An 18,299-nucleotide genomic window follows, 5' to 3' on the forward strand; every position below is an offset into this window, starting at 1 on the left:
ACAGCGCTGGACAATACGGTACCGACTGGAAAATTCCGCTTTGCACTGTGCCAAGCCCAATCCGGCAAAAGCAGATGCCTGCAACAGCCTGTCCCGGGACAGCGGCGCTGAAAATTCGCCAAGCTGGTTGGCGCTGGCGCGCGAAGCCCCCACAATAGGCGATTCCCTACACCAGATTGCCGGAGTTTTCCCCATGGCCGAAATCAAGGAAGCACTTGTCCCCGATATCGGTGACTACAGCGATATCCCGGTAATCGAGGTGCTGGTCGCCGTTGGAGATACCGTCAAGAAAGACCAGGGTCTGGTGACGCTGGAATCGGACAAGGCTACGATGGAAGTGCCGTCCTCGGTGGCCGGTATCGTCAAGGAAATCAAGGTCAAGATCGGCGACAACCTCTCCGAGGGCAAGCTTGTGGCCCTGATCGAAGTCAGCGAAGCCGCCGCGGCGCCGGCTGCTGCTGCTGCCCCGGCTGCCCCTGCTGCCAAGGCCGAAGCCGCCGAGACCGCGACCAAGGTCGAGCCGGTCGCCACCCCGGCCGAGCCGGACAAGCTGGCCGCCCGTGATATCGAGCAGTCCGCCGCCAAGCCGACCCAGCCGGCCCCGGCCGCCGCTGCCCCGTCGGGTGGCTCGCCGACCAGCCCGCCGGTGGCCTTCAACGCCGACAGCGTGCTGCCGCAGAAGGTGCCCTACGCTTCGCCGGCCGTGCGCGTGTTCGCCCGCGAGCTGGGCGTGGACCTGAACCAGCTGAGCGGCACCGAGAAGGGTGGCCGCATCACCAAGTCCGACGTGCAGAAGTTCGTGAAGTCGGCCCTGGCCGGCGGCGGCGCTGCCACCGGCGGTACCGTGGCGGCCGGTGGCGGTCTGAGCCTGCTGGCCTGGCCGAAGGTCGACTTCAGCAAGTTCGGTGAGGTCGAGGTCCAGCCGCTGTCCCGGATCAAGAAGATCTCCGGCGCGAACCTGGCCCGCAACTGGGCGATGATTCCGCATGTCACCCAGTTCGAGCAGGCCGACATCACCGAGCTGGAAGCCCTGCGCGTGGCGCTGAACAAGGAAAACGAGAAGGCCGGCATCAAGCTGACCATGCTCGCCTTCCTGGTCAAGGCCAGCGCCGCGGCGCTGAAGAAGTTCCCGGAGTTCAACGCCTCGCTGGATGCCAGCGGCGAAAACCTGACCCTGAAGAGGTACTTCAACATCGGTTTCGCGGCCGATACGCCGAGCGGCCTGGTCGTGCCGGTGATCCGCGACGTCGACAAGAAGGGTGTGGTGCAGATCGCGCAGGAATCCGGCGAACTGGCCAAGAAGGCCCGCGACGGCAAGCTCGGCCCGGCCGACATGAGCGGTGGCTGCTTCTCGATCAGCTCGCTGGGCGGCATCGGTGGCACGGCGTTCACCCCGATCGTCAATGCACCGGAAGTGGCCATCCTGGGCGTGTCCAAGTCGTCGATCCAGCCGGTGTGGAATGGCAAGGAGTTCGCCCCGAAGCTGATGCTGCCGCTGTCGCTGAGCTATGACCACCGCGTCATCGACGGCGCACTGGCCGCCCGCTTCACCACCTACCTCTCGCAGGTGCTGGCCGACATGCGGCGCGTCCTGCTGTGAAGCAGGGCCTGGTCCTGGCCGGGCTGCTGATGGCGCTGCCGATGGCGCAGGCGGGCGCGCGCGAATGCGCGTCCGACCTGGGTCATGGCTGGCCACCGGCGGTCGGCAACTATGGCCAGGCAGTGGAAACCCTGTTCGACGGCAAGGCGCAGCCGGCGCTGTCGCTGGTCAGCCTGCCCAAGAGTGGCGTGGAGACCGGCGTGGCGTTGCTGCCCGGTACCCAGGACCAGGAGTGGACCCTGCGCTACAGCCGGGCCGACAAGCGCGTCTACACCTGGAACAGCGGTGCCCGCCAGGGCGGCGTGGAACTGCGCGTGGACCAGGAACCGGACCAGTACCAGGTCAGCATCCCGGCGCTGTTGGCGCAGCGTTTGCTGCACAGCTGGCAGGCCGCATTGGCCGCGCAGGTACCGGGCGACCGCAAGGCGCCGGTGCTGGAGGGTCACGTGCTGTCCTTCACCGTGGATGGCCAGCGATACAGCGGCACCCGGCCGGAGTGCGGTGCGGGCCGGCTGATGATGAAACAGGTGGCGCTGCTGATCGAAGCCAGCGACACCAAGGAAAAGAAGCTCGACCGTCGCTGGAAAGATCTGGACGAGTCGCTCGACGAACTGCAGCAACTGCTCGGCGGCAAGGCCGGCTGAGCACCAGGAGAACACGAATGGCCGCAATTGAAATCAAGGTTCCCGACATCGGCGATTACAGCGGTGTCCCGGTGATCGAACTGCTGGTCGCCGTGGGTGACACGGTGAAGAAGGACCAGGGTCTGGTCACGCTGGAATCGGACAAGGCAACGCTGGAGGTGCCGTCCTCGGCCGCCGGTGTGGTCAAGGAAATCAAGGTCAAGCTCGGCGACAACCTCTCCGAAGGCGACGTCGTGCTGCTGCTGGAGGCCGAAGGCGAGGCTGCCGCACCGGCTGCGCCGGCCAAGGCCGAAGCACCCAAGGCCGAGGCCGCCCCGGCCAGCAAGCCGCCGGTGACCCCGTCGCACCGCGCCCCGGCCGAACCGGCCGCGCCGCAGCCGGCGTTGTCCTCGGGCAAGCCGGCCGATATCGAATGCAGGATGGTGGTGCTGGGTGCAGGCCCGGGCGGTTACACCGCGGCCTTCCGTTCGGCCGATCTGGGTGTGGATACCGTGCTGATCGAGCGCTACGCCAGCCTCGGCGGCGTCTGCCTCAACGTGGGCTGCATCCCGTCCAAGGCGCTGCTGCATGCCGCGGCGGTGATCGATGAAGTCGCCCACGCCGGTGAGTTCGGCGTGGAGTTCGGCAAGCCGACCATCACCCTGGACAAGCTGCGCGGCTACAAGGAAAAGGTGGTCACCCAGCTGACCAAGGGCCTGGCGGGCATGGCCAAGCAGCGCAAGGTGCGCACTGTGCAGGGCCTGGCCAGGTTCGTCTCGGCCAACGAGCTGGAAATCGTCGGCGACGACGGCAAGACCCAGCTGCTGCGCTTTGAGCAGTGCATCATCGCGGCCGGTTCGCAGGCGGTGAAGCTGCCGAACTTCCCGTGGGACGACAAGCGCGTCATGGATTCCACCGATGCGCTGGAGCTGGCCGACGTGCCGGGTTCGCTGCTGGTGGTCGGTGGCGGCATCATCGGCCTGGAAATGGCGACGGTGTACGCGGCGCTGGGCAGCAAGGTGACCGTGGTGGAGTTCATGGACCAGCTGATGCCGGGCGCCGACAAGGACCTGGTCAAGCCGCTGGCGGACCGCCTGAAGAAGCAGGGCGTCGAGGTCCACCTGAAGACCAAGGCGACCGACGTCAAGGCCGACAAGGCCGGCATCACCGTGTCCTTCGAAGCCGCGGTGGAAGGCGAGAAGCCGGGTCTGGACGCCAGCACCTTCGACCGCGTGCTGGTCGCGGTGGGCCGCTCGCCGAACGGCAAGAAGATCGATGCCGAGAAGGCCGGCGTGCAGGTCACCGACCGTGGCTTCATTCCGGCTGACCGCCAGATGCGCACCAACGTGCCGCACATCTTTGCGATCGGCGACATCGTCGGCAACCCGATGCTGGCCCACAAGGCCACGCACGAGGGCAAGCTGGCCGCGGAAGTGGCTGCCGGCGAGAAGAAGGAATGGGTGGCGCGTGTGATTCCGTCGGTGGCCTACACCAATCCGGAAATCGCGTGGGTCGGCGTGACCGAAACCGAAGCCAAGGCCAAGGGCCTGAAGGTCGGCGTGGCCAAGTTCCCGTGGGCCGCCAGCGGCCGCGCGATCGGCATCGGTCGCACCGAGGGCTTCACCAAGCTGATCTTCGACGAAGAGACCCACCGCATCGTTGGTGGTGCGATCGTCGGCGTGCATGCCGGTGACCTGCTGGCCGAGATCGGCCTGGCGATCGAGATGGGTGCGGAGGCCGAAGACATCGGCCACACCATCCACGCCCATCCGACGCTGAGCGAATCGGTGGCGATGGCGGCGGAAATCTACGACGGCACGATCACCGATCTGTACATGCCGAAGAAGAAGTAATTGGTCGATCACCGCCGTTGGTGGTGGCTCCAGCTCAACGAAGAACCCCGGTGAAAGCCGGGGTTTTTTGTTGCTGAAGCTGAGGCTGAGGCTGGCGAAGCAGCATCTCTTGGGGCCGCTTCGCTGCACAGGCCGGGGCCCGCCGCGACCGGTAGGCCGTTCGGCAAATGTCCCCCGGCATCCGCCTGGTGGCGGCTGCCTCCTCCTTGATTTTGCCCAACGGCCTACCGGCCGCGGCGGGCCCCGGCCTGCGCAGCGAACGCCTGACGCTCTCCTGCAGACCACCACCGGAATTTTTCGAGGCGGGCATGGATACCCTGTGGGGCGAAATCAAGGAGGAGGTGACGGCCACAGGCCGTCGCCGGGGGACATTCGCACGACAGGGTGTCCCTGCCCGCCACTCGACCAAGCCGCCCTTCAACCCTAAGCGCACAAAAAACGCGGCCCCCGATATCCCGGAGGCCGCGCTTGGAGAGAGCGGTGTTGCGAAGGGCTTAGAAGACGAAGCTGACGCCAGCCACCGGACCCTTGAACTCCTGCTTCAGACCGATCGTGCCATCGCTGCCGCTCTGGTCCACGTCCAGCTTGAACCAGTCGTAGCCGGCGAACACGCCGAAGTTCTTGGTGAAGCGGTAATCGACGATCGCATTGGCACGGCTCAGATCGCCGTCGTAATCGTCGAAGTTGCCCCACTTGGTGTTCAGGTACTGACCCTGCAGCGTGATCATCCACTTCTCGGACGGATTGAAGCTCAGGCGGGCACCGACCACCGGCGCCACGCCGTCGGCCTTCTCGTCCAGGAACTCGCCCTGGTACAGATCACCCACGTCGGCGTACGCCTTGGTGCTGACCTTGGCGTACTCGGCACCGAGCTGCAGGCCGAGGTCGAACTTCTCGGTGTCCACGACGGAGTAGTCGTACACCAGGCTGGCGACCTGATACTTCAGCTCACCCTTGATGAAGCTGCCGGCCGGCACGTTGGTATCACCGAAGCTCACGCCCTGATCGAGCGTCTCGCGGCGATCCTTGTCGTACTTGAAGTAGTTGAACAGCAGGCGCTGGCGGTTGCTGATGCGGAACATGCCGTCAATGCGCGGCTCCCATTCCTTGCCACCGAGGCCGAAATCTTCGGAGAAGCCAACGTCCTGGCCCGCGATGTTGGTGTTGCCGCGGATCGTGTTGTCCGAATCGATCTGCATCGCACCCAGACGCAGCGCGAAGCGGTCATCGCCTTCGGCAGCGTGGGACGGAGCGGCATAGGAGAGTGCGGCCAGAGCAACTGGCACGGCAAGCAGGGAGAGCATCGGGCGCATCGGGGGTCCTTGCGGTGGTTCTAGTGATGTGGCGTCACATTGCCCACTGCGACGTCCACCATTCGTGAAGGTATGGTGGAGGCTGTGTGTACCGTTCATGCGCGCCGAACACCCGCAGGTCCGCGCACTGGCCGTTTTCGGCTCGAGCCACCGTTCAGGGCGGGTCGGCGTCACCGGGTCCGTGATCACGCCCCCGGCGCTGAAAAAAGAGGGTGGCCCCGGAGAGGGCTTCGGGGCCACCCTGTACCAGCCCGCTCGCGGGACGCCGACGAGGATTCAACGGCAGGCTCATCGATGTGACCGGTCGTCGTCGCCAAAGTTCAACATGCTGCACTGCCGCATCGGCTCACTCCCGCGCAAACCGATTGGACCGCAGGTGGCACAGGCGGGCAGGAGGCCCCAACGGCGGGGCCATATCCGGGATGAACAGGCAGCGGTTGTCTCTCAAATTGTCCCATTGCTATAATTTGGCGGCTCGACGAGGCGTTTGCTTGCGGCCTCGGCCTTTCCTACTCACAACCATGCAGGACATTCACGTGCTGAACTCCGTTGACGCGGGTCGGCGACTGATGCTGCGCGCAGCGGTTTACCCGCTCGCTGCAGTGGCTGTCCTGGCTCTTGGCCTGCTGTTCTGGGGAGGCCCGAAGGCCGCCCTGGGGGCGCTGCTCTCTGGTGTGGCAGTCTCGGCAGCCGGTTGGGTTGCTGCGCGCATGGCGCTCGGTGGCGGTGTGCAGGCGGCAGGATCGGCGATGACCCGCCTGATCCTGGCGGTGGTGGCAAAGTGGGTGCTCGTATTCGGCGTCCTGATGGTGGGGTTCCTGGTCTTCAAGCTGCCTGCATTGGCGCTGCTGGCCGGTATCGCCGTCGGGTTGATGTTCCAGGTCCTGGCTCTGGCCAGGCGCTGATCCAATTTATTTAACTCAAGGTTCCGGACACATGGCAGGCGAGGCGCTGACACCCACCTCCTACATCCAACATCACCTGCACAACCTGACGTTCCATATGCAGGAAGGTGGTTTCTGGGCGATTCACGTCGACACCATTGTGACTTCGGTCCTGATGGGTTTGTTGATGGTGTTTGGCTTCTGGATGGCAACCCGCAAGGCGACTGCCGGCGTTCCGGGCAAGTGGCAGGCGTTCGTCGAGATCTGTCTGGAGTTCGTTGACCGCCAGGCCAAGGACACCTACCACGGCACCAGCAAGCTGGTGACCCCGATCGCGATCACCCTGTTCTTCTGGATCCTCATGATGAATCTCATCAAGATGATCCCGGCCGACTTCATCGCCAAGCCGCTTGAGCTGATGGGCGTGCCTTACTGGAAGCCGGTTCCCACCGCCGACGTCAATGCCACCCTGGGCATGTCGATCAGCGTGTTCTTCCTGATGCTGTTCTTCGCGCTGCGTTCCAAGGGCCTGGGTGGCTTCACCAAGGAATTCCTGACCGCGCCGTTCGGCAAGTGGATGATGCCGTTCAACCTGATCCTCAACATCGTCGAATGGCTGAGCAAGCCGATTTCGCTGGCGATGCGACTGTTCGGCAACATGTTCGGCGGCGAGATCGTCTTCCTGCTGATCTGGGTGCTGGGCGGTGCGGGTATCGCCGGTGCCATCGCAGGCGGTGCATTCGGCCTGGGCTGGATGCTGTTCCACCTGCTGGTGATTCCGCTGCAGGCGTTCATCTTCATGATGTTGTCCATCGTGTACCTGAGCCTGTCGGAAGACGCTCACTGAGTTTTCGCTTCACCCTTCATCCGTTTGTTTCTAAACCCTTAGCTATTCAAAGTTCCAGGAGAAAACCATGTACTTCGCCGTCCTGACCAACCTCGCCCAAGTCCAGAGCTCCACCGTCCTCGCCGTCGGCATCATGATCGGCCTGGCCGCGCTGGGTGCCGGTCTCGGTCTGGCCATCATGGCCGGTAAGTTCCTGGAATCGGCTGCCCGTCAGCCGGAACTGATTCCGGTTCTGCAGGTCCGCATGTTCATCACCGCCGGCCTGATCGACGCCGCGTTCATCATCTCGGTCGCCGTCGGCCTGCTGCTGGCCTTCGCCAACCCGATGATCGGCGAGTTCGTTGCACGCCTGCCGCAGGTTGCTGGTTAATCCAGCAACAGCGAAACGATCAGGCGCCTTGTGCGCCTGATCGCGGATGAAGGATCGGATGCGCCGCCACGGCGGCCCATCCACCCCGTCACCCCCGATTGAGCGAACCCCATGGATATCGGTTTTACCCTCGTTGCCCAGGGACTGGCATTTGCCGGTCTGATCTGGATCATCGCGACCAAGATCTGGCCGCCGTTGATGAACGCCATCGAAGAGCGTCAGCAGAAGATCGCTGAAGGCCTCGCCGCTGCTGACCGCAGCCAGAAGGATCTGGCCCAGGCGCAGGAAAAGGTCAACGATGCCCTGAAGGATGCGCGCACCAAGGCCAACGAGATCATCGATCAGGCCCACGCCCGCGCCAACCAGATCGTTGATGCTGCCAAGAACGAAGCCATCGTCGAAGCCACCCGCCAGAAAGATCTGGCCTACGCCGAGATCGAAGCTGCCGCCAACCGTGCCCGTGAAGATCTGCGCAAGCAGGTGTCCGCGCTGGCCGTGAGCGGTGCCGAAAAGCTGCTCAAGCGCGAAATCGACGCCAACGCCCACAAGGCGCTGCTCGACGAGCTGGCATCGGAGATCTGATCGATGAGCCAGGCCCTCACGCTTGCACGCCCGTATGCCCGCGCCGCGTTCGCGACCGCGCGCGACGAAGGCACGTTCGCGCCGTGGTCGGACGCGCTTGCGTTCTCCGCCCACGTAGCTGCCGACCCGCGCGTGGCGGCCCTGCTGTCGAACCCGGAGCTGGAGCGCGACGCCGCCGTCGCGTTGCTGGTGCCGGAATCGTCCAGCGAGACCTTCGGTCGCTTCCTGGCCGTGCTGGCCGACGCGCACCGTCTGCCGCTGCTGCCGGAAATCGCCGGCATGTACGACCAGCTGCGCGCTGAAGCCGAACACGTGGTCAAGGCCACCGTGACCTCGGCCTCGGAACTGTCCGGCGCCGAACTGGACGCCATCAAGGCCGCGCTGCGCAAGCGCTTCGGCCGCGAGGTGGACGTGACGACCGCGGTCGATGCGTCGCTGATCGGCGGTGCCGTGATCGACGCCGGCGATGTGGTCATCGATGGCTCGCTCAAGGGCAAGCTGTCGCGCCTGCAGACCGCGCTCGCTAACTGAATTCATTTAACGTCCGGCGTGACCGCCGGCACTAGGACTTGACGATGGCAACCACGCTCAACCCCTCCGAAATCAGCGAACTGATCAAGAACCGCATCGAGAAGGTCAAGCTGGCCGCGGAATCGCGCAACGAAGGCACCGTGACCAGCGTGTCCGACGGCATCGTGCGCATCTTCGGTCTGGCCGACGTGATGCAGGGCGAAATGATCGAACTGCCGAACAACACCTTCGCCCTGGCCCTGAACCTGGAGCGCGACTCGGTCGGCGCCGTGGTCCTGGGTGATTACCAGAACCTGCGCGAAGGCGACGTGGCCAAGACCACCGGTCGCATCCTGGAAGTGCCGGTGGGTCCGGAAATGCTGGGTCGCGTGGTCAACGCGCTCGGTGAGCCGATCGACGGCAAGGGCCCGATCGCGGCCAAGCTGTCCGCTCCGGTGGAGCGTGTGGCCCCGGGCGTGATCTGGCGCAAGTCCGTCGACCAGCCGGTGCAGACCGGTTACAAGTCGGTCGACTCCATGATCCCGATCGGCCGTGGCCAGCGCGAGCTGGTCATCGGTGACCGCCAGACCGGCAAGACCGCCCTGGCCATCGATGCGGTGATCAACCAGAAGGCGACCGGCATCAAGTGCGTGTACGTCGCGATCGGCCAGAAGGCCTCGACCGTCGCCAACATCGTGCGCAAGCTGGAAGAGAACGGCGCCCTGGCGCACACCGTGGTGGTCGCTGCGACCGCGTCCGAATCGGCCGCGATGCAGTACATCAGCGCCTACTCGGGCTGCACCATGGGTGAGTACTTCATGGACCGCGGCGAAGACGCGCTGATCGTGTACGACGATCTGTCCAAGCAGGCCGTTGCCTACCGCCAGATCTCGCTGCTGCTGAAGCGTCCGCCGGGCCGTGAAGCCTACCCGGGTGACGTGTTCTACCTGCACTCCCGCCTGCTCGAGCGCGCTGCCCGCGTGTCCGAAGAGTACGTGGAGAAGTTCACCAACGGCGCCGTCAAGGGCAAGACCGGCTCGCTCACCGCGCTGCCGATCATCGAAACCCAGGCCGGTGACGTCTCGGCGTTCGTGCCGACCAACGTGATCTCGATCACCGACGGCCAGATCTTCCTGGAAACCGATCTGTTCAACTCCGGCATCCGCCCGGCCGTGAACGCCGGTATCTCGGTGTCGCGTGTCGGTGGTGCGGCCCAGACCAAGATCATTAAGAAGCTGTCCGGCGGCATCCGTATCTCGCTGGCCCAGTACCGCGAGCTGGCTGCGTTCGCGCAGTTCGCTTCGGATCTGGACGAAGCCACCCGCAAGCAGCTCGAGCGCGGTCAGCGCGTCACCGAGCTGATGAAGCAGAAGCAGTACGCGCCGATGTCGATCGCCAACCAGGCGCTGACCATCTACGCCGTCAACGAGGGTTACCTCGACGACGTCCCGGTCAGCAAGCTGCTGGCGCTGGAAGAAGGCCTGCATGCCCACTTCGCCAATACCCAGGGCGAGCTGATCGAAAAGGTCAACGCCACCGGCGGTTGGGACAACGACATCGAGGCTGCCTTCAAGAAGGGCATCACCGAGTTCAAGACCACCGGCAGCTGGTAAGCCGCATGTAGAGCGGGGCTCAGCCCCGCTTCACTGTGACAAAGCGGGGCACCCCTCCGCTCTACGGGAATAAGAGATGGCAAGCGGACGCGAAATCAAAACCAAGATCAAGAGCGTGCAGAACACCCGCAAGGTGACGCGCGCGCTCGAAATGGTCTCGGCCTCCAAAATCCGCAAGGCGCAGGAGCGGATGAAGACGTCGCGTCCGTACGCGCAGGCGATGAAGCAGGTGATCGGTCACCTGGCCCAGGCCAGCACCGATTACCAGCATCCGTTCCTGGTCCAGCGTGACGAGGTCAAGCGGGTCGGTTACATCGTGATCTCCTCCGACCGCGGTCTGGCCGGTGGCCTGAACAACAACCTGTTCCGCAAGATGCTGGGCGAAGTGCGCCAGTACCAGGAAAAGGGCGCCGAGATCGATGTGGTCACCGTCGGCCAGAAGGCCTCGACCTTCTTCCGCCGGGTCAAGGTCAACATGGTCGGCAGCGTCACCCACATGGGCGATGTGCCGCACCTGGAACAGCTGATCGGCGTGATCAAGGTGATGCTCGATGCCTTCACCGAGGGCAAGGTCGACCGCGTGTACCTGGTCTACAACCGCTTCATCAACACGATGACGCAGAAGGCCAGCTTCGATCAGCTGCTGCCGTTGCCGGCCGCTGAGAAGCAGGTCGCGCACCACGACTGGGACTACCTGTACGAACCCGACGCCGCGACCGTGCTCGAGCACGTGATGACGCGTTACGTCGAGTCGCTGGTGTACCAGGCCGTGCTGGAAAACGTGGCCTCCGAGCATGCGGCACGCATGGTGGCGATGAAGTCGGCCAGTGACAACGCGAACAAGCTGATCGGAACCCTGCAGCTGGTCTACAACAAGGCCCGCCAGGCAGCGATCACCCAGGAAATCTCCGAAATCGTCGGCGGCGCGGCAGCAGTCTGACGCGCACAGTCAAAGCACACATTAGAGGATTGCAGCAATGAGTCAGGGCAAGATCGTTCAGATCATCGGCGCCGTCGTCGACGTCGAATTCCCCCGCGAGTCGGTGCCGAAGGTGTACCACGCGCTGAAGGTGGACAACACCGAAATCACGCTGGAAGTGCAGCAGCAGCTGGGTGACGGCGTGGTCCGCTGCATCGCGCTGGGCTCCACCGACGGCCTGAAGCGCAACCTGGTCGCCACCAACACCGAACGCGCCATCTCGGTGCCGGTCGGCGCGGGTACGCTGGGCCGCATCATGGACGTGCTGGGTCGCCCGATCGACGAAGCCGGTCCGGTCACCGCCAGCGACACGTGGGAAATCCATCGTGCCGCGCCGTCGTACGAAGACCAGTCCCCGGCCACCGAGCTGCTGGAAACCGGCATCAAGGTCATCGACCTGATGTGCCCGTTCGCCAAGGGCGGCAAGGTCGGCCTGTTCGGCGGCGCCGGCGTCGGCAAGACCGTCAACATGATGGAACTGATCAACAACATCGCCAAGGCGCACAGCGGTCTGTCCGTGTTCGCCGGCGTGGGTGAGCGTACCCGTGAGGGCAACGACTTCTACCACGAGATGAAGGACTCCAACGTCCTGGACAAGGTCGCGATGGTGTACGGCCAGATGAACGAGCCGCCGGGCAACCGTCTGCGCGTTGCGCTGACCGGCCTGACCATGGCCGAGTACTTCCGCGATGAGAAGGACGAAAACGGCAAGGGCAAGGACGTGCTGCTGTTCGTCGACAACATCTACCGCTACACCCTGGCCGGTACCGAAGTGTCGGCACTGCTGGGCCGTATGCCGTCGGCCGTGGGTTACCAGCCGACCCTGGCCGAGGAAATGGGCGTCCTGCAGGAGCGCATCACCTCGACCAAGAATGGCTCGATCACCTCGATCCAGGCCGTCTACGTGCCCGCCGATGACTTGACCGATCCGTCGCCGGCCACCACGTTCGCCCACTTGGATTCGACCGTGACCCTGTCGCGCTCGATCGCCTCGCTGGGTATCTACCCGGCCGTGGATCCGCTCGATTCGACCAGCCGCCAGATGGACCCGCTGGTCATCGGCCACGAGCATTACGACACCGCCCAGCGCGTCCAGCAGACCTTGCAGAAGTACAAGGAACTGAAGGACATCATCGCGATCCTGGGCATGGACGAACTGTCCGAAGAAGACAAGCAGGCCGTGACCCGCGCCCGTAAGATCGAGCGCTTCTTCAGCCAGCCGTTCCACGTGGCCGAAGTGTTCACCGGTTCGCCGGGCAAGTACGTGTCGTTGAAGGACACCATCCGTGGCTTCAAGGCCATCGTCGATGGCGAATACGACCACCTGCCGGAACAGGCGTTCTACATGGTCGGCAGCATCGAAGAAGCGGTCGAGAAGGCCAAGAAGATGGCCGAGAAGGCCTGATGCGGCAGGGGCGGACTCCGGTCCGTCCCGACCGTGACACGGGGTGGGCATCTGCCCACCGCTGCGGAACACCTGCGGTGGGTTCAACCCGCCCCCTAGCGAAGAGAGTTACATGAGCACCATTCGTTGCGACATCGTCAGCGCCGAGCAGGAAATCTTCCGTGGTGAAGCGACCCTGGTCGTGGCCACCGGCGAGCTGGGCGAGCTGGGCATCGCGCCCAAGCATGCCCCGCTGATCACCCGCCTGAAGCCGGGCAAGGTGGTAGTGACCACGCCGAACGGCGAACAGCTCGATTTCGCCATCTCCGGCGGCATCCTCGAGGTGCAGCCGCAGGTCGTGACCGTGCTGGCAGACACCGCGATCCGTGCCCAGGACATCGATGAAGCCTCGGTCCGCAAGGCCAAGGAAGAAGCCGAACGCATCCTGGCCAATCGTGGCGAAGCGATGGAAGTGGCCGAAGCCCAGCAGAAGCTGGCCGAAGCCGTGGTCCAGCTGCAGGCGCTCGAACGCCTGCGCAAGACGCTCAAGCACTGAGTGGAGCGGCGCGACGGCGCCATCCACGAAGGGAAAACGCCGGCTTGCCGGCGTTTTTTTTTGCCCGCCGGCGGCGGATGCCTCAGCGGAAGATCAACGTGCGCATCAGCAGGAACGACACCGCCGCCAGGCCGCCCTCCACCAATGGTTTGGCCAGCCACGCATAGCGCAGGCCGAGATGCTCGGCGGCCAGCGTCACCAGCAGCGTGCTGATCGCTGTCAGCACCGCCCACAGCAGCAGGAAGCGTGCGAACCGTGCCCAGCCGAGCCGATGTGCGCCCTCGTGCGCGAACGTGTAGCGACCGTTGAGCCAGAACCCCAACAGCATGCCCGCCACGCGCCCGAGCAGATTGCCCGGCACCGTCGGCATGCCCAGCGCGGTCGCACCGACGAACACCGCCCAATCCAGCACAAGCTGGACCAACCCGATGATGAGGTAACTGCTGCCCTGGCGGAGGAGGCTCATGAGTGATTCGCGGCGGACAATCCCACATGTTAACGATCGGCGCACTAGAATTCCCCTCAACGATTCCCGGAACCCGATCTGCCCATGACCCAGCCCCTGCACGTGATCATCCTGGCCGCCGGTGCCGGCAAGCGCATGAAGTCGGCCCTGCCCAAGGTGCTGCAGCCGATTGCCGGCCGCCCGATGCTTGCCCACGTGATCGAGACCGCGCGCCAGTTGCAGCCCGAAGCGATCCATGTGGTGTACGGCCATGGCGGCGAAGCCGTGCGGCAGGCGTTCGCTGACCAGCCCGACCTGCGCTGGGCCGAGCAGAGCCAGCAGCTGGGTACCGGCCATGCGGTGCTGCAGGCCATGCCGGAGGTGCCGGATGCGGCGACCGTGCTGGTGCTGTACGGCGACGTGCCGCTGATCCGCGGGGAAACGCTGCGCCACCTGCTGTCGCAGCCGGGCCGCTTGGCCGTGCTGGTGGCCGAGGTCGCCGATCCGACCGGCTATGGCCGCATCGTGCGCAATGCCGAGGGCAAGGTCGGCGCGATCGTCGAGCAGAAAGACGCCACCGACGAGCAGCGCAGCATCCGCACCATCAATACCGGCATCATCACCGCCGAATCCACGGCACTGCGCCGTTGGTTGTCCCAGCTCTCCAATGCGAACGCGCAGGGCGAGTATTACCTGACCGACATCTTTGCCGCGGCGGCCAGCGATTACACGCCGGCCGAGATGGCCTTCGTGCAGGATCCGCAGGATGCCGAAGGCGCCAACGATCCGTGGCAGCTGGCGCAGCTCGAACGCGCCTGGCAGCTGCGTGACGTGCGTGCGCTGTGCGCACAGGGCGCACGCGTGCTTGATCCGTCGCGGCTGGATATCCGCGGCACGGTCACGGTCGGCAGCGACGTGCAGATCGACGTCAACGTGATTCTGGAAGGGCGCGTGGTGCTGGGCGACGGTGTCAGCATCGGGGCATTCACCCGGCTCAAGGACGTCACCTTGGCGGCGGGCACCGTGGTCAAGCCGCACTGCGATCTGGACGGCGTGATCAGCGAGGGCGCGGCCGAGATTGGTCCGTTCGCCCGCCTGCGTCCCGGCACCGTGCTGGCAGAAGGTTCGCATGTCGGCAACTTCGTGGAGACCAAGAAGGTCGTGCTGGGTGCGGGCAGCAAGGCCAACCACCTCACCTATCTGGGCGATGCGGTGATCGGCAGCAAGGTCAACATTGGCGCCGGCACCATCACCTGCAACTACGACGGCGTGAACAAGTCACAGACCACCATCGGTGATCGTGCCTTCATCGGCTCCAACAGCTCGCTGGTGGCGCCGGTCGTGATCGGTGAGGGCGCTACCGTGGCAGCCGGTTCGGTGATCACCCGCGGCGCACCGGCGGACAAGCTGACCGTCGCACGTGCCCGCCAGGAAACCATCGACGGCTGGAAGCGCCCCACGAAGAAGTAGTGCCGGCCGCTGGCCGGCAACCAGGCAATCCCGGGTTCACGACGGTGCCGGCCAGCGGCCGGCACGACCGGGCGTGCAAGCCGGCTTGACTCAACCCGCGGGCAGGAAGATCGCGACGCACAGGCCGCCTTCGCGGCGGTTCTGCAGTGAGATCCGGCCACCATGGGCTTCCACGATCTCCCGGGTCAGCGCCAGTCCCAATCCGGTCCCGTTGCGCTTGGTGGAATAGAACGGCATCAGCGCGTTCTGCAGCACGGCCTCGTTCATGCCCTTGCCACGATCGAGCACCTCCAACCGCAACCACTGCGGCAGGCGGGTCAGGCGCACCTCCACGTCATCGGTGGGCGGTTCGGCGTCGGCACACGCCTCGTGTGCGTTCTTGAGCAGGTTCAGCAGTGCCTGGCCCAGCTGGGCGATGTCCACCCGGCTGTGCAGGTCGTCTGGAATCTCCGCCATCCGGAACGGAATCTGGTGCTGCAGCCCGGTGAGGAACATATTCCACTGCACGGTCTGCAGCTGCGGCTGCGGCAGCTTGGCGAACCGCGCATAGCCGCGGATGAAGCCTTCGAGGTGACGTGCGCGGTCTTCGACGGTGGCAAAGACCTCCTCCAGGCGTTCGACCTTGCCACGCCGGACCAGCTCGCCGCCGGAGTGCGCCAGCGACGCGATCGGGGCCAGGGAGTTGTTGAGCTCGTGGCTGATCACCCGTATCACCTTTTTCCAGGTCTGCACTTCCTGCCGGCGCAGTTCCGCCGTCAACAGGCGGATCAACAACAAGTCATGCGGGCGACCATTGAGGTGGAAGTTGCGCCGTGACAGGTGGTAGACCTGTTCGTCGTCCTCATCGCCGTCCTCTTCGCGCACCGCGAACAGACTGTCGCCGCCGCGCGCGATGGCATCGCGCAGCTCAACGGGCATCGTCTCCATGACATCGTGCATGCGCTGGCCCTCCAGCTTCCAGCCGTTGTGCAGCAGCTTGCGCGCGGCCAGGTTGGAAAACACCACCCGCTGCACCCCATCGCCACCGTGCGCCAGCAGCAACATCGACACCGGCGTGTTCTGCACCATCGTATCGAGCAGCAGTTCGCGCTGGACCAGCTCCTGACGTTGCGCCCGCAGCACATCACCCAGCTCGCGATGGGCCTGGACCAGATCGCCCAGCTCGTCGTTGGAGGGCCAATAGATGCCGAAGTTGTACTCGCCATCGCGGTAGCTGCTGGTCGTGCCGGACAGGGCGCGCAGCAGTGAGCGGATCGGCGCGGTGGCACGGCGCAGGCTCCACCACATCAGCGACAACAGGATGATCGTCGAGATGAACGTCACGGCCCAGCCGTGGTCCAGCCAGAATGCCAGGTACCACGGGAATGCCGCGGCCAGCGCCAGCACCGGCAGCAGGCGCAGGAACAACCGGAAGGTGAACGAACGCCGCTTCATTCGCGCGGGATGCCGTAACGGTCCATGCGCCGGTACAGCGCCTGGCGGCTGAGCCCGAGTTCGGCGGCGGTCTGCGCAATGATGCCGTGGTTGTGGGCCAGCGCGTTCTCGATCCGGCTGCGGTCCGGATCCACCACCGGGCTGGCCGCACGCGGCGCGGCAGTGCGCGGCAGGTTGAGATCACCCACCTCGATGCGCGGACCGGTGGACAGCAGTTCGGCGCGTTGCAGCACATTGCGCAGTTCGCGCACATTGCCCGGCCACGGGTGGCGCTGCAGCGCGGTGGCCGCGGCCGTGGACAGCGGCTTGCCACTGTCCAGGAAGCGCTCGGCCAGCGGCAGGATGTCGCCGGGGCGGTCGGCCAGCGGTGGCAACGCCAGCTCGACGGTATTGAGGCGGTAGTACAGATCCTCGCGGAACTGGCCGTCGCGGATCATCGCCGGCAGGTCGGCGTTGGTAGCGCTGATGACGCGCACTTTGACCTGCCGCTCGCGGTTGGAACCCAAGCGTTCGAAACGACCGGTTTCGAGCACGCGCAGCAGCTTCATCTGGCCGCTGGGGGAGAGATTGCCGATCTCGTCCAGGAACAGCGTGCCGCCATCGGCGGCCTCGAACTTGCCTTCGCGCGCCTTGTTGGCGCCGGTGTAGGCACCGGCGTCGGCACCAAACAGCTCGGCTTCGATCAGCTCGGAGGGAATCGCACCGCAGTTGAGCGCAACGAACGGGCCCTTGGCGACCAGCGAATTGGCCTGGATGATCTCGGCGATCTTCTCCTTGCCCGCGCCATTCGGGCCGGTGATCAGCACCGGCAGTGCCGAGCGTGCGACCTGGCAGGCCAGGCTCACTACGCGCTCGCTGGCGGCATCGGCGACGACTGCGCCGCGCAGATCGTAGCGGGCTTCCAGTGCAGAACGGTTGCGTTGCTCACGGTCGCGGCGGCGATCGAGTTCCCGGCGGGTTTCAGACAGTTCCAGCAGGTTGTTGACCGTTATCAGCAGCTTACGGTCGTCCCATGGCTTGGCCAGGTAATCGGCGGCGCCGGCCTTGACCAGATCGACCGCGCTGCTCAGATGCGTCCAGGCGGTCAACAGGATCACCGGCAGGTCCGGGTGGCGTGCACGGATCTGCAGGAACAGTGCTTCGCCTTCTTCGCCGGAGGTCGTGTCTTCGGTGAAGTTCATGTCCTGGATCACCAGGTCCACCGGCTGCTGTTCCAGCAGGGCCAGGCCCTGCTCGGGCGAGAGCGCGTGCAGGGTGTCGATGTCATGCAGCGAGAACAGCACGTTCAGTGCGGTGCCGACGCTGGCGTTGTCGTCAATGATCAGGATCGAGGGCATGCGGCAGCGTAGGACCGGAAGTGGGATCAAGAGTACCGGAGCGCCGGGCCAAGAGGCAGATGGCCCGGCGTGGCTGCCCTCAGCCGCCGGCGCGGGGTGCCTGCGGAATGGCCGGGGTTTCCACCGCCAGCGCTTCGCTCCAGGCGGCGCTGTCGACGTAGACGGTCTTCTGGTTGCCCTTGCGCAGCACCGTGACGGGCACACGGGAGCCCTTGTTGCCGCCGAGGGTGTGGGTCAGGTCGGCGATCCTGCGCACCTGCTGGTCGCCCACGCGGATGATCCGGTCACCGCTGCGCAGGCCAAAGTAGGTGCTCGGCTCGGTGGTGGTGACCCGCACGATGCCATCCTGCGCATCGACCACCAGGTGGTGGCCGGCATCACGCCATTCCAGGCGTGAGGTGTCGGTCTGGGCGGCCGCCAGCGCGGGGGCACCGGCCAGCAGGAGGGACAGCAACAGGGTGGTGATTTTGGTCTTGGTCTTGGTCTTGGTCTGGCGCAT

Annotated in this window: 18 protein-coding genes; 13 read left to right on the forward strand and 5 right to left on the reverse strand. The window is 65.1% G+C overall.

All coding sequences use genetic code 11. The annotated features are described in order from the left end of the window. Positions 1 to 193 precede the first annotated feature (193 nt). The 3 genes from EDF74_RS10625 to lpdA are packed head-to-tail and all read left to right on the forward strand — an operon-like array spanning position 194 to position 4,076. A complete protein-coding gene (locus tag EDF74_RS10625; RefSeq protein WP_123730101.1) occupies positions 194 to 1,600 on the forward strand; it encodes a dihydrolipoyllysine-residue acetyltransferase in 1,407 nt (468 codons plus the stop codon). Next, complete coding sequence (locus EDF74_RS10630) at positions 1,597 to 2,244, forward strand: hypothetical protein (protein WP_428999152.1); 648 nt, start codon at positions 1,597 to 1,599, stop codon at positions 2,242 to 2,244. The genes EDF74_RS10625 and EDF74_RS10630 overlap by 4 nt, the downstream gene beginning before the upstream one ends. A gap of 17 nt (positions 2,245 to 2,261) precedes the next feature. Then, complete coding sequence (lpdA, locus tag EDF74_RS10635) at positions 2,262 to 4,076, forward strand: dihydrolipoyl dehydrogenase (RefSeq protein ID WP_123730102.1); 1,815 nt, start codon at positions 2,262 to 2,264, stop codon at positions 4,074 to 4,076. A 494-nt stretch (positions 4,077 to 4,570) separates the two neighbouring features. On the opposite strand, the gene EDF74_RS10640 is transcribed toward lpdA, so the two are convergent. Next, entirely contained in the window at positions 4,571 to 5,389 is an 819-nt protein-coding gene (locus EDF74_RS10640) for a hypothetical protein (RefSeq protein WP_123730103.1), read from the reverse strand. Between the two features lie 536 nt (positions 5,390 to 5,925). Here EDF74_RS10640 and EDF74_RS10645 point away from each other — a divergent pair. From EDF74_RS10645 to EDF74_RS10685, 9 genes are all read left to right on the forward strand, one after another. Then, a complete protein-coding gene (locus EDF74_RS10645) occupies positions 5,926 to 6,294 on the forward strand; it encodes a hypothetical protein (RefSeq protein ID WP_184997288.1) in 369 nt (122 codons plus the stop codon). 31 nt (positions 6,295 to 6,325) lie between these two features. Beyond that, positions 6,326 to 7,120 (forward strand): F0F1 ATP synthase subunit A, encoded by a 795-nt coding sequence (gene atpB, locus EDF74_RS10650; RefSeq protein ID WP_123730105.1) that lies wholly within the window; start codon positions 6,326 to 6,328, stop codon positions 7,118 to 7,120. A gap of 67 nt (positions 7,121 to 7,187) precedes the next feature. Further along, complete coding sequence (atpE, locus tag EDF74_RS10655; protein ID WP_017354883.1) at positions 7,188 to 7,490, forward strand: F0F1 ATP synthase subunit C; 303 nt, start codon at positions 7,188 to 7,190, stop codon at positions 7,488 to 7,490. Between the two features lie 111 nt (positions 7,491 to 7,601). Next, entirely contained in the window at positions 7,602 to 8,072 is a 471-nt protein-coding gene (locus EDF74_RS10660) for a F0F1 ATP synthase subunit B (RefSeq protein WP_123730106.1), read from the forward strand. Between the two features lie 3 nt (positions 8,073 to 8,075). Next, on the forward strand, positions 8,076 to 8,603 hold the full coding sequence (locus EDF74_RS10665; protein ID WP_123730107.1) for a F0F1 ATP synthase subunit delta: 528 nt from the start codon (positions 8,076 to 8,078) through the stop codon (positions 8,601 to 8,603). A 44-nt stretch (positions 8,604 to 8,647) separates the two neighbouring features. Next, positions 8,648 to 10,195, forward strand: a complete 1,548-nt coding sequence (gene atpA / locus EDF74_RS10670; RefSeq protein WP_123730108.1) for a F0F1 ATP synthase subunit alpha — start codon at positions 8,648 to 8,650, stop codon at positions 10,193 to 10,195. Between the two features lie 76 nt (positions 10,196 to 10,271). Next, positions 10,272 to 11,135, forward strand: coding sequence for a F0F1 ATP synthase subunit gamma (gene atpG / locus EDF74_RS10675; protein WP_123730109.1), 864 nt, complete (start codon positions 10,272 to 10,274; stop codon positions 11,133 to 11,135). Positions 11,136 to 11,172: 37 nt separating this feature from the next. Further along, the gene (gene atpD, locus EDF74_RS10680) at positions 11,173 to 12,579 is read left to right on the forward strand and encodes a F0F1 ATP synthase subunit beta (RefSeq protein ID WP_121040078.1); all 1,407 of its coding nucleotides are present in this window, start codon (positions 11,173 to 11,175) and stop codon (positions 12,577 to 12,579) included. A gap of 112 nt (positions 12,580 to 12,691) precedes the next feature. Beyond that, complete coding sequence (locus tag EDF74_RS10685; protein ID WP_005411127.1) at positions 12,692 to 13,114, forward strand: F0F1 ATP synthase subunit epsilon; 423 nt, start codon at positions 12,692 to 12,694, stop codon at positions 13,112 to 13,114. A gap of 82 nt (positions 13,115 to 13,196) precedes the next feature. Here EDF74_RS10685 and EDF74_RS10690 read toward each other — a convergent pair whose 3' ends face one another. Next, positions 13,197 to 13,580 carry a GtrA family protein gene (locus EDF74_RS10690; protein WP_123730110.1) on the reverse strand — a complete coding sequence of 128 codons (384 nt, stop codon included), beginning with the start codon at positions 13,578 to 13,580 and terminating at the stop codon, positions 13,197 to 13,199. Between the two features lie 84 nt (positions 13,581 to 13,664). Between EDF74_RS10690 and glmU the strand changes: the two genes are divergently transcribed. After that, on the forward strand, positions 13,665 to 15,029 hold the full coding sequence (gene glmU / locus EDF74_RS10695; protein WP_123730111.1) for a bifunctional UDP-N-acetylglucosamine diphosphorylase/glucosamine-1-phosphate N-acetyltransferase GlmU: 1,365 nt from the start codon (positions 13,665 to 13,667) through the stop codon (positions 15,027 to 15,029). A 90-nt stretch (positions 15,030 to 15,119) separates the two neighbouring features. On the opposite strand, the gene EDF74_RS10700 is transcribed toward glmU, so the two are convergent. The 3 genes from EDF74_RS10700 to EDF74_RS10710 all read right to left on the reverse strand — a co-directional run bounded on the left by EDF74_RS10700 (position 15,120) and on the right by EDF74_RS10710 (position 18,299). Next, entirely contained in the window at positions 15,120 to 16,463 is a 1,344-nt protein-coding gene (locus tag EDF74_RS10700; RefSeq protein WP_123730112.1) for a sensor histidine kinase, read from the reverse strand. After that, positions 16,460 to 17,800, reverse strand: coding sequence for a sigma-54-dependent transcriptional regulator (locus tag EDF74_RS10705; RefSeq protein WP_123730113.1), 1,341 nt, complete (start codon positions 17,798 to 17,800; stop codon positions 16,460 to 16,462). The genes EDF74_RS10700 and EDF74_RS10705 overlap by 4 nt, the downstream gene beginning before the upstream one ends. Before the next feature lie 79 nt (positions 17,801 to 17,879). Continuing rightward, positions 17,880 to 18,299 (reverse strand): PDZ domain-containing protein, encoded by a 420-nt coding sequence (locus EDF74_RS10710; RefSeq protein WP_123730114.1) that lies wholly within the window; start codon positions 18,297 to 18,299, stop codon positions 17,880 to 17,882.

The organism is Stenotrophomonas rhizophila (genome assembly GCF_003751305.1).
Taxonomy (GTDB): Bacteria; Pseudomonadota; Gammaproteobacteria; order Xanthomonadales; family Xanthomonadaceae; genus Stenotrophomonas; species Stenotrophomonas rhizophila_B.

Excerpts from the sequence above, each read along its gene's own strand:
- atpE (WP_017354883.1), top strand. The coding sequence starts at position 7,188 with ATGTACTTCGCCGTCCTGACCAACCTCGCCCAAGTCCAGAGCTCCACC.
- EDF74_RS10625 (WP_123730101.1), top strand. The coding sequence starts at position 194 with ATGGCCGAAATCAAGGAAGCACTTGTCCCCGATATCGGTGACTACAGC.
- glmU (WP_123730111.1), top strand. The coding sequence starts at position 13,665 with ATGACCCAGCCCCTGCACGTGATCATCCTGGCCGCCGGTGCCGGCAAG.
- EDF74_RS10640 (WP_123730103.1), bottom strand. The coding sequence starts at position 5,389 with ATGCGCCCGATGCTCTCCCTGCTTGCCGTGCCAGTTGCTCTGGCCGCA.
- atpB (WP_123730105.1), top strand. The coding sequence starts at position 6,326 with ATGGCAGGCGAGGCGCTGACACCCACCTCCTACATCCAACATCACCTG.
- EDF74_RS10660 (WP_123730106.1), top strand. The coding sequence starts at position 7,602 with ATGGATATCGGTTTTACCCTCGTTGCCCAGGGACTGGCATTTGCCGGT.
- EDF74_RS10685 (WP_005411127.1), top strand. The coding sequence starts at position 12,692 with ATGAGCACCATTCGTTGCGACATCGTCAGCGCCGAGCAGGAAATCTTC.
- atpA (WP_123730108.1), top strand. The coding sequence starts at position 8,648 with ATGGCAACCACGCTCAACCCCTCCGAAATCAGCGAACTGATCAAGAAC.
- EDF74_RS10700 (WP_123730112.1), bottom strand. The coding sequence starts at position 16,463 with ATGAAGCGGCGTTCGTTCACCTTCCGGTTGTTCCTGCGCCTGCTGCCG.
- EDF74_RS10705 (WP_123730113.1), bottom strand. The coding sequence starts at position 17,800 with ATGCCCTCGATCCTGATCATTGACGACAACGCCAGCGTCGGCACCGCA.
- atpG (WP_123730109.1), top strand. The coding sequence starts at position 10,272 with ATGGCAAGCGGACGCGAAATCAAAACCAAGATCAAGAGCGTGCAGAAC.
- EDF74_RS10665 (WP_123730107.1), top strand. The coding sequence starts at position 8,076 with ATGAGCCAGGCCCTCACGCTTGCACGCCCGTATGCCCGCGCCGCGTTC.
- EDF74_RS10710 (WP_123730114.1), bottom strand. The coding sequence starts at position 18,299 with ATGCGCCAGACCAAGACCAAGACCAAGACCAAAATCACCACCCTGTTG.
- lpdA (WP_123730102.1), top strand. The coding sequence starts at position 2,262 with ATGGCCGCAATTGAAATCAAGGTTCCCGACATCGGCGATTACAGCGGT.
- EDF74_RS10690 (WP_123730110.1), bottom strand. The coding sequence starts at position 13,580 with ATGAGCCTCCTCCGCCAGGGCAGCAGTTACCTCATCATCGGGTTGGTC.
- atpD (WP_121040078.1), top strand. The coding sequence starts at position 11,173 with ATGAGTCAGGGCAAGATCGTTCAGATCATCGGCGCCGTCGTCGACGTC.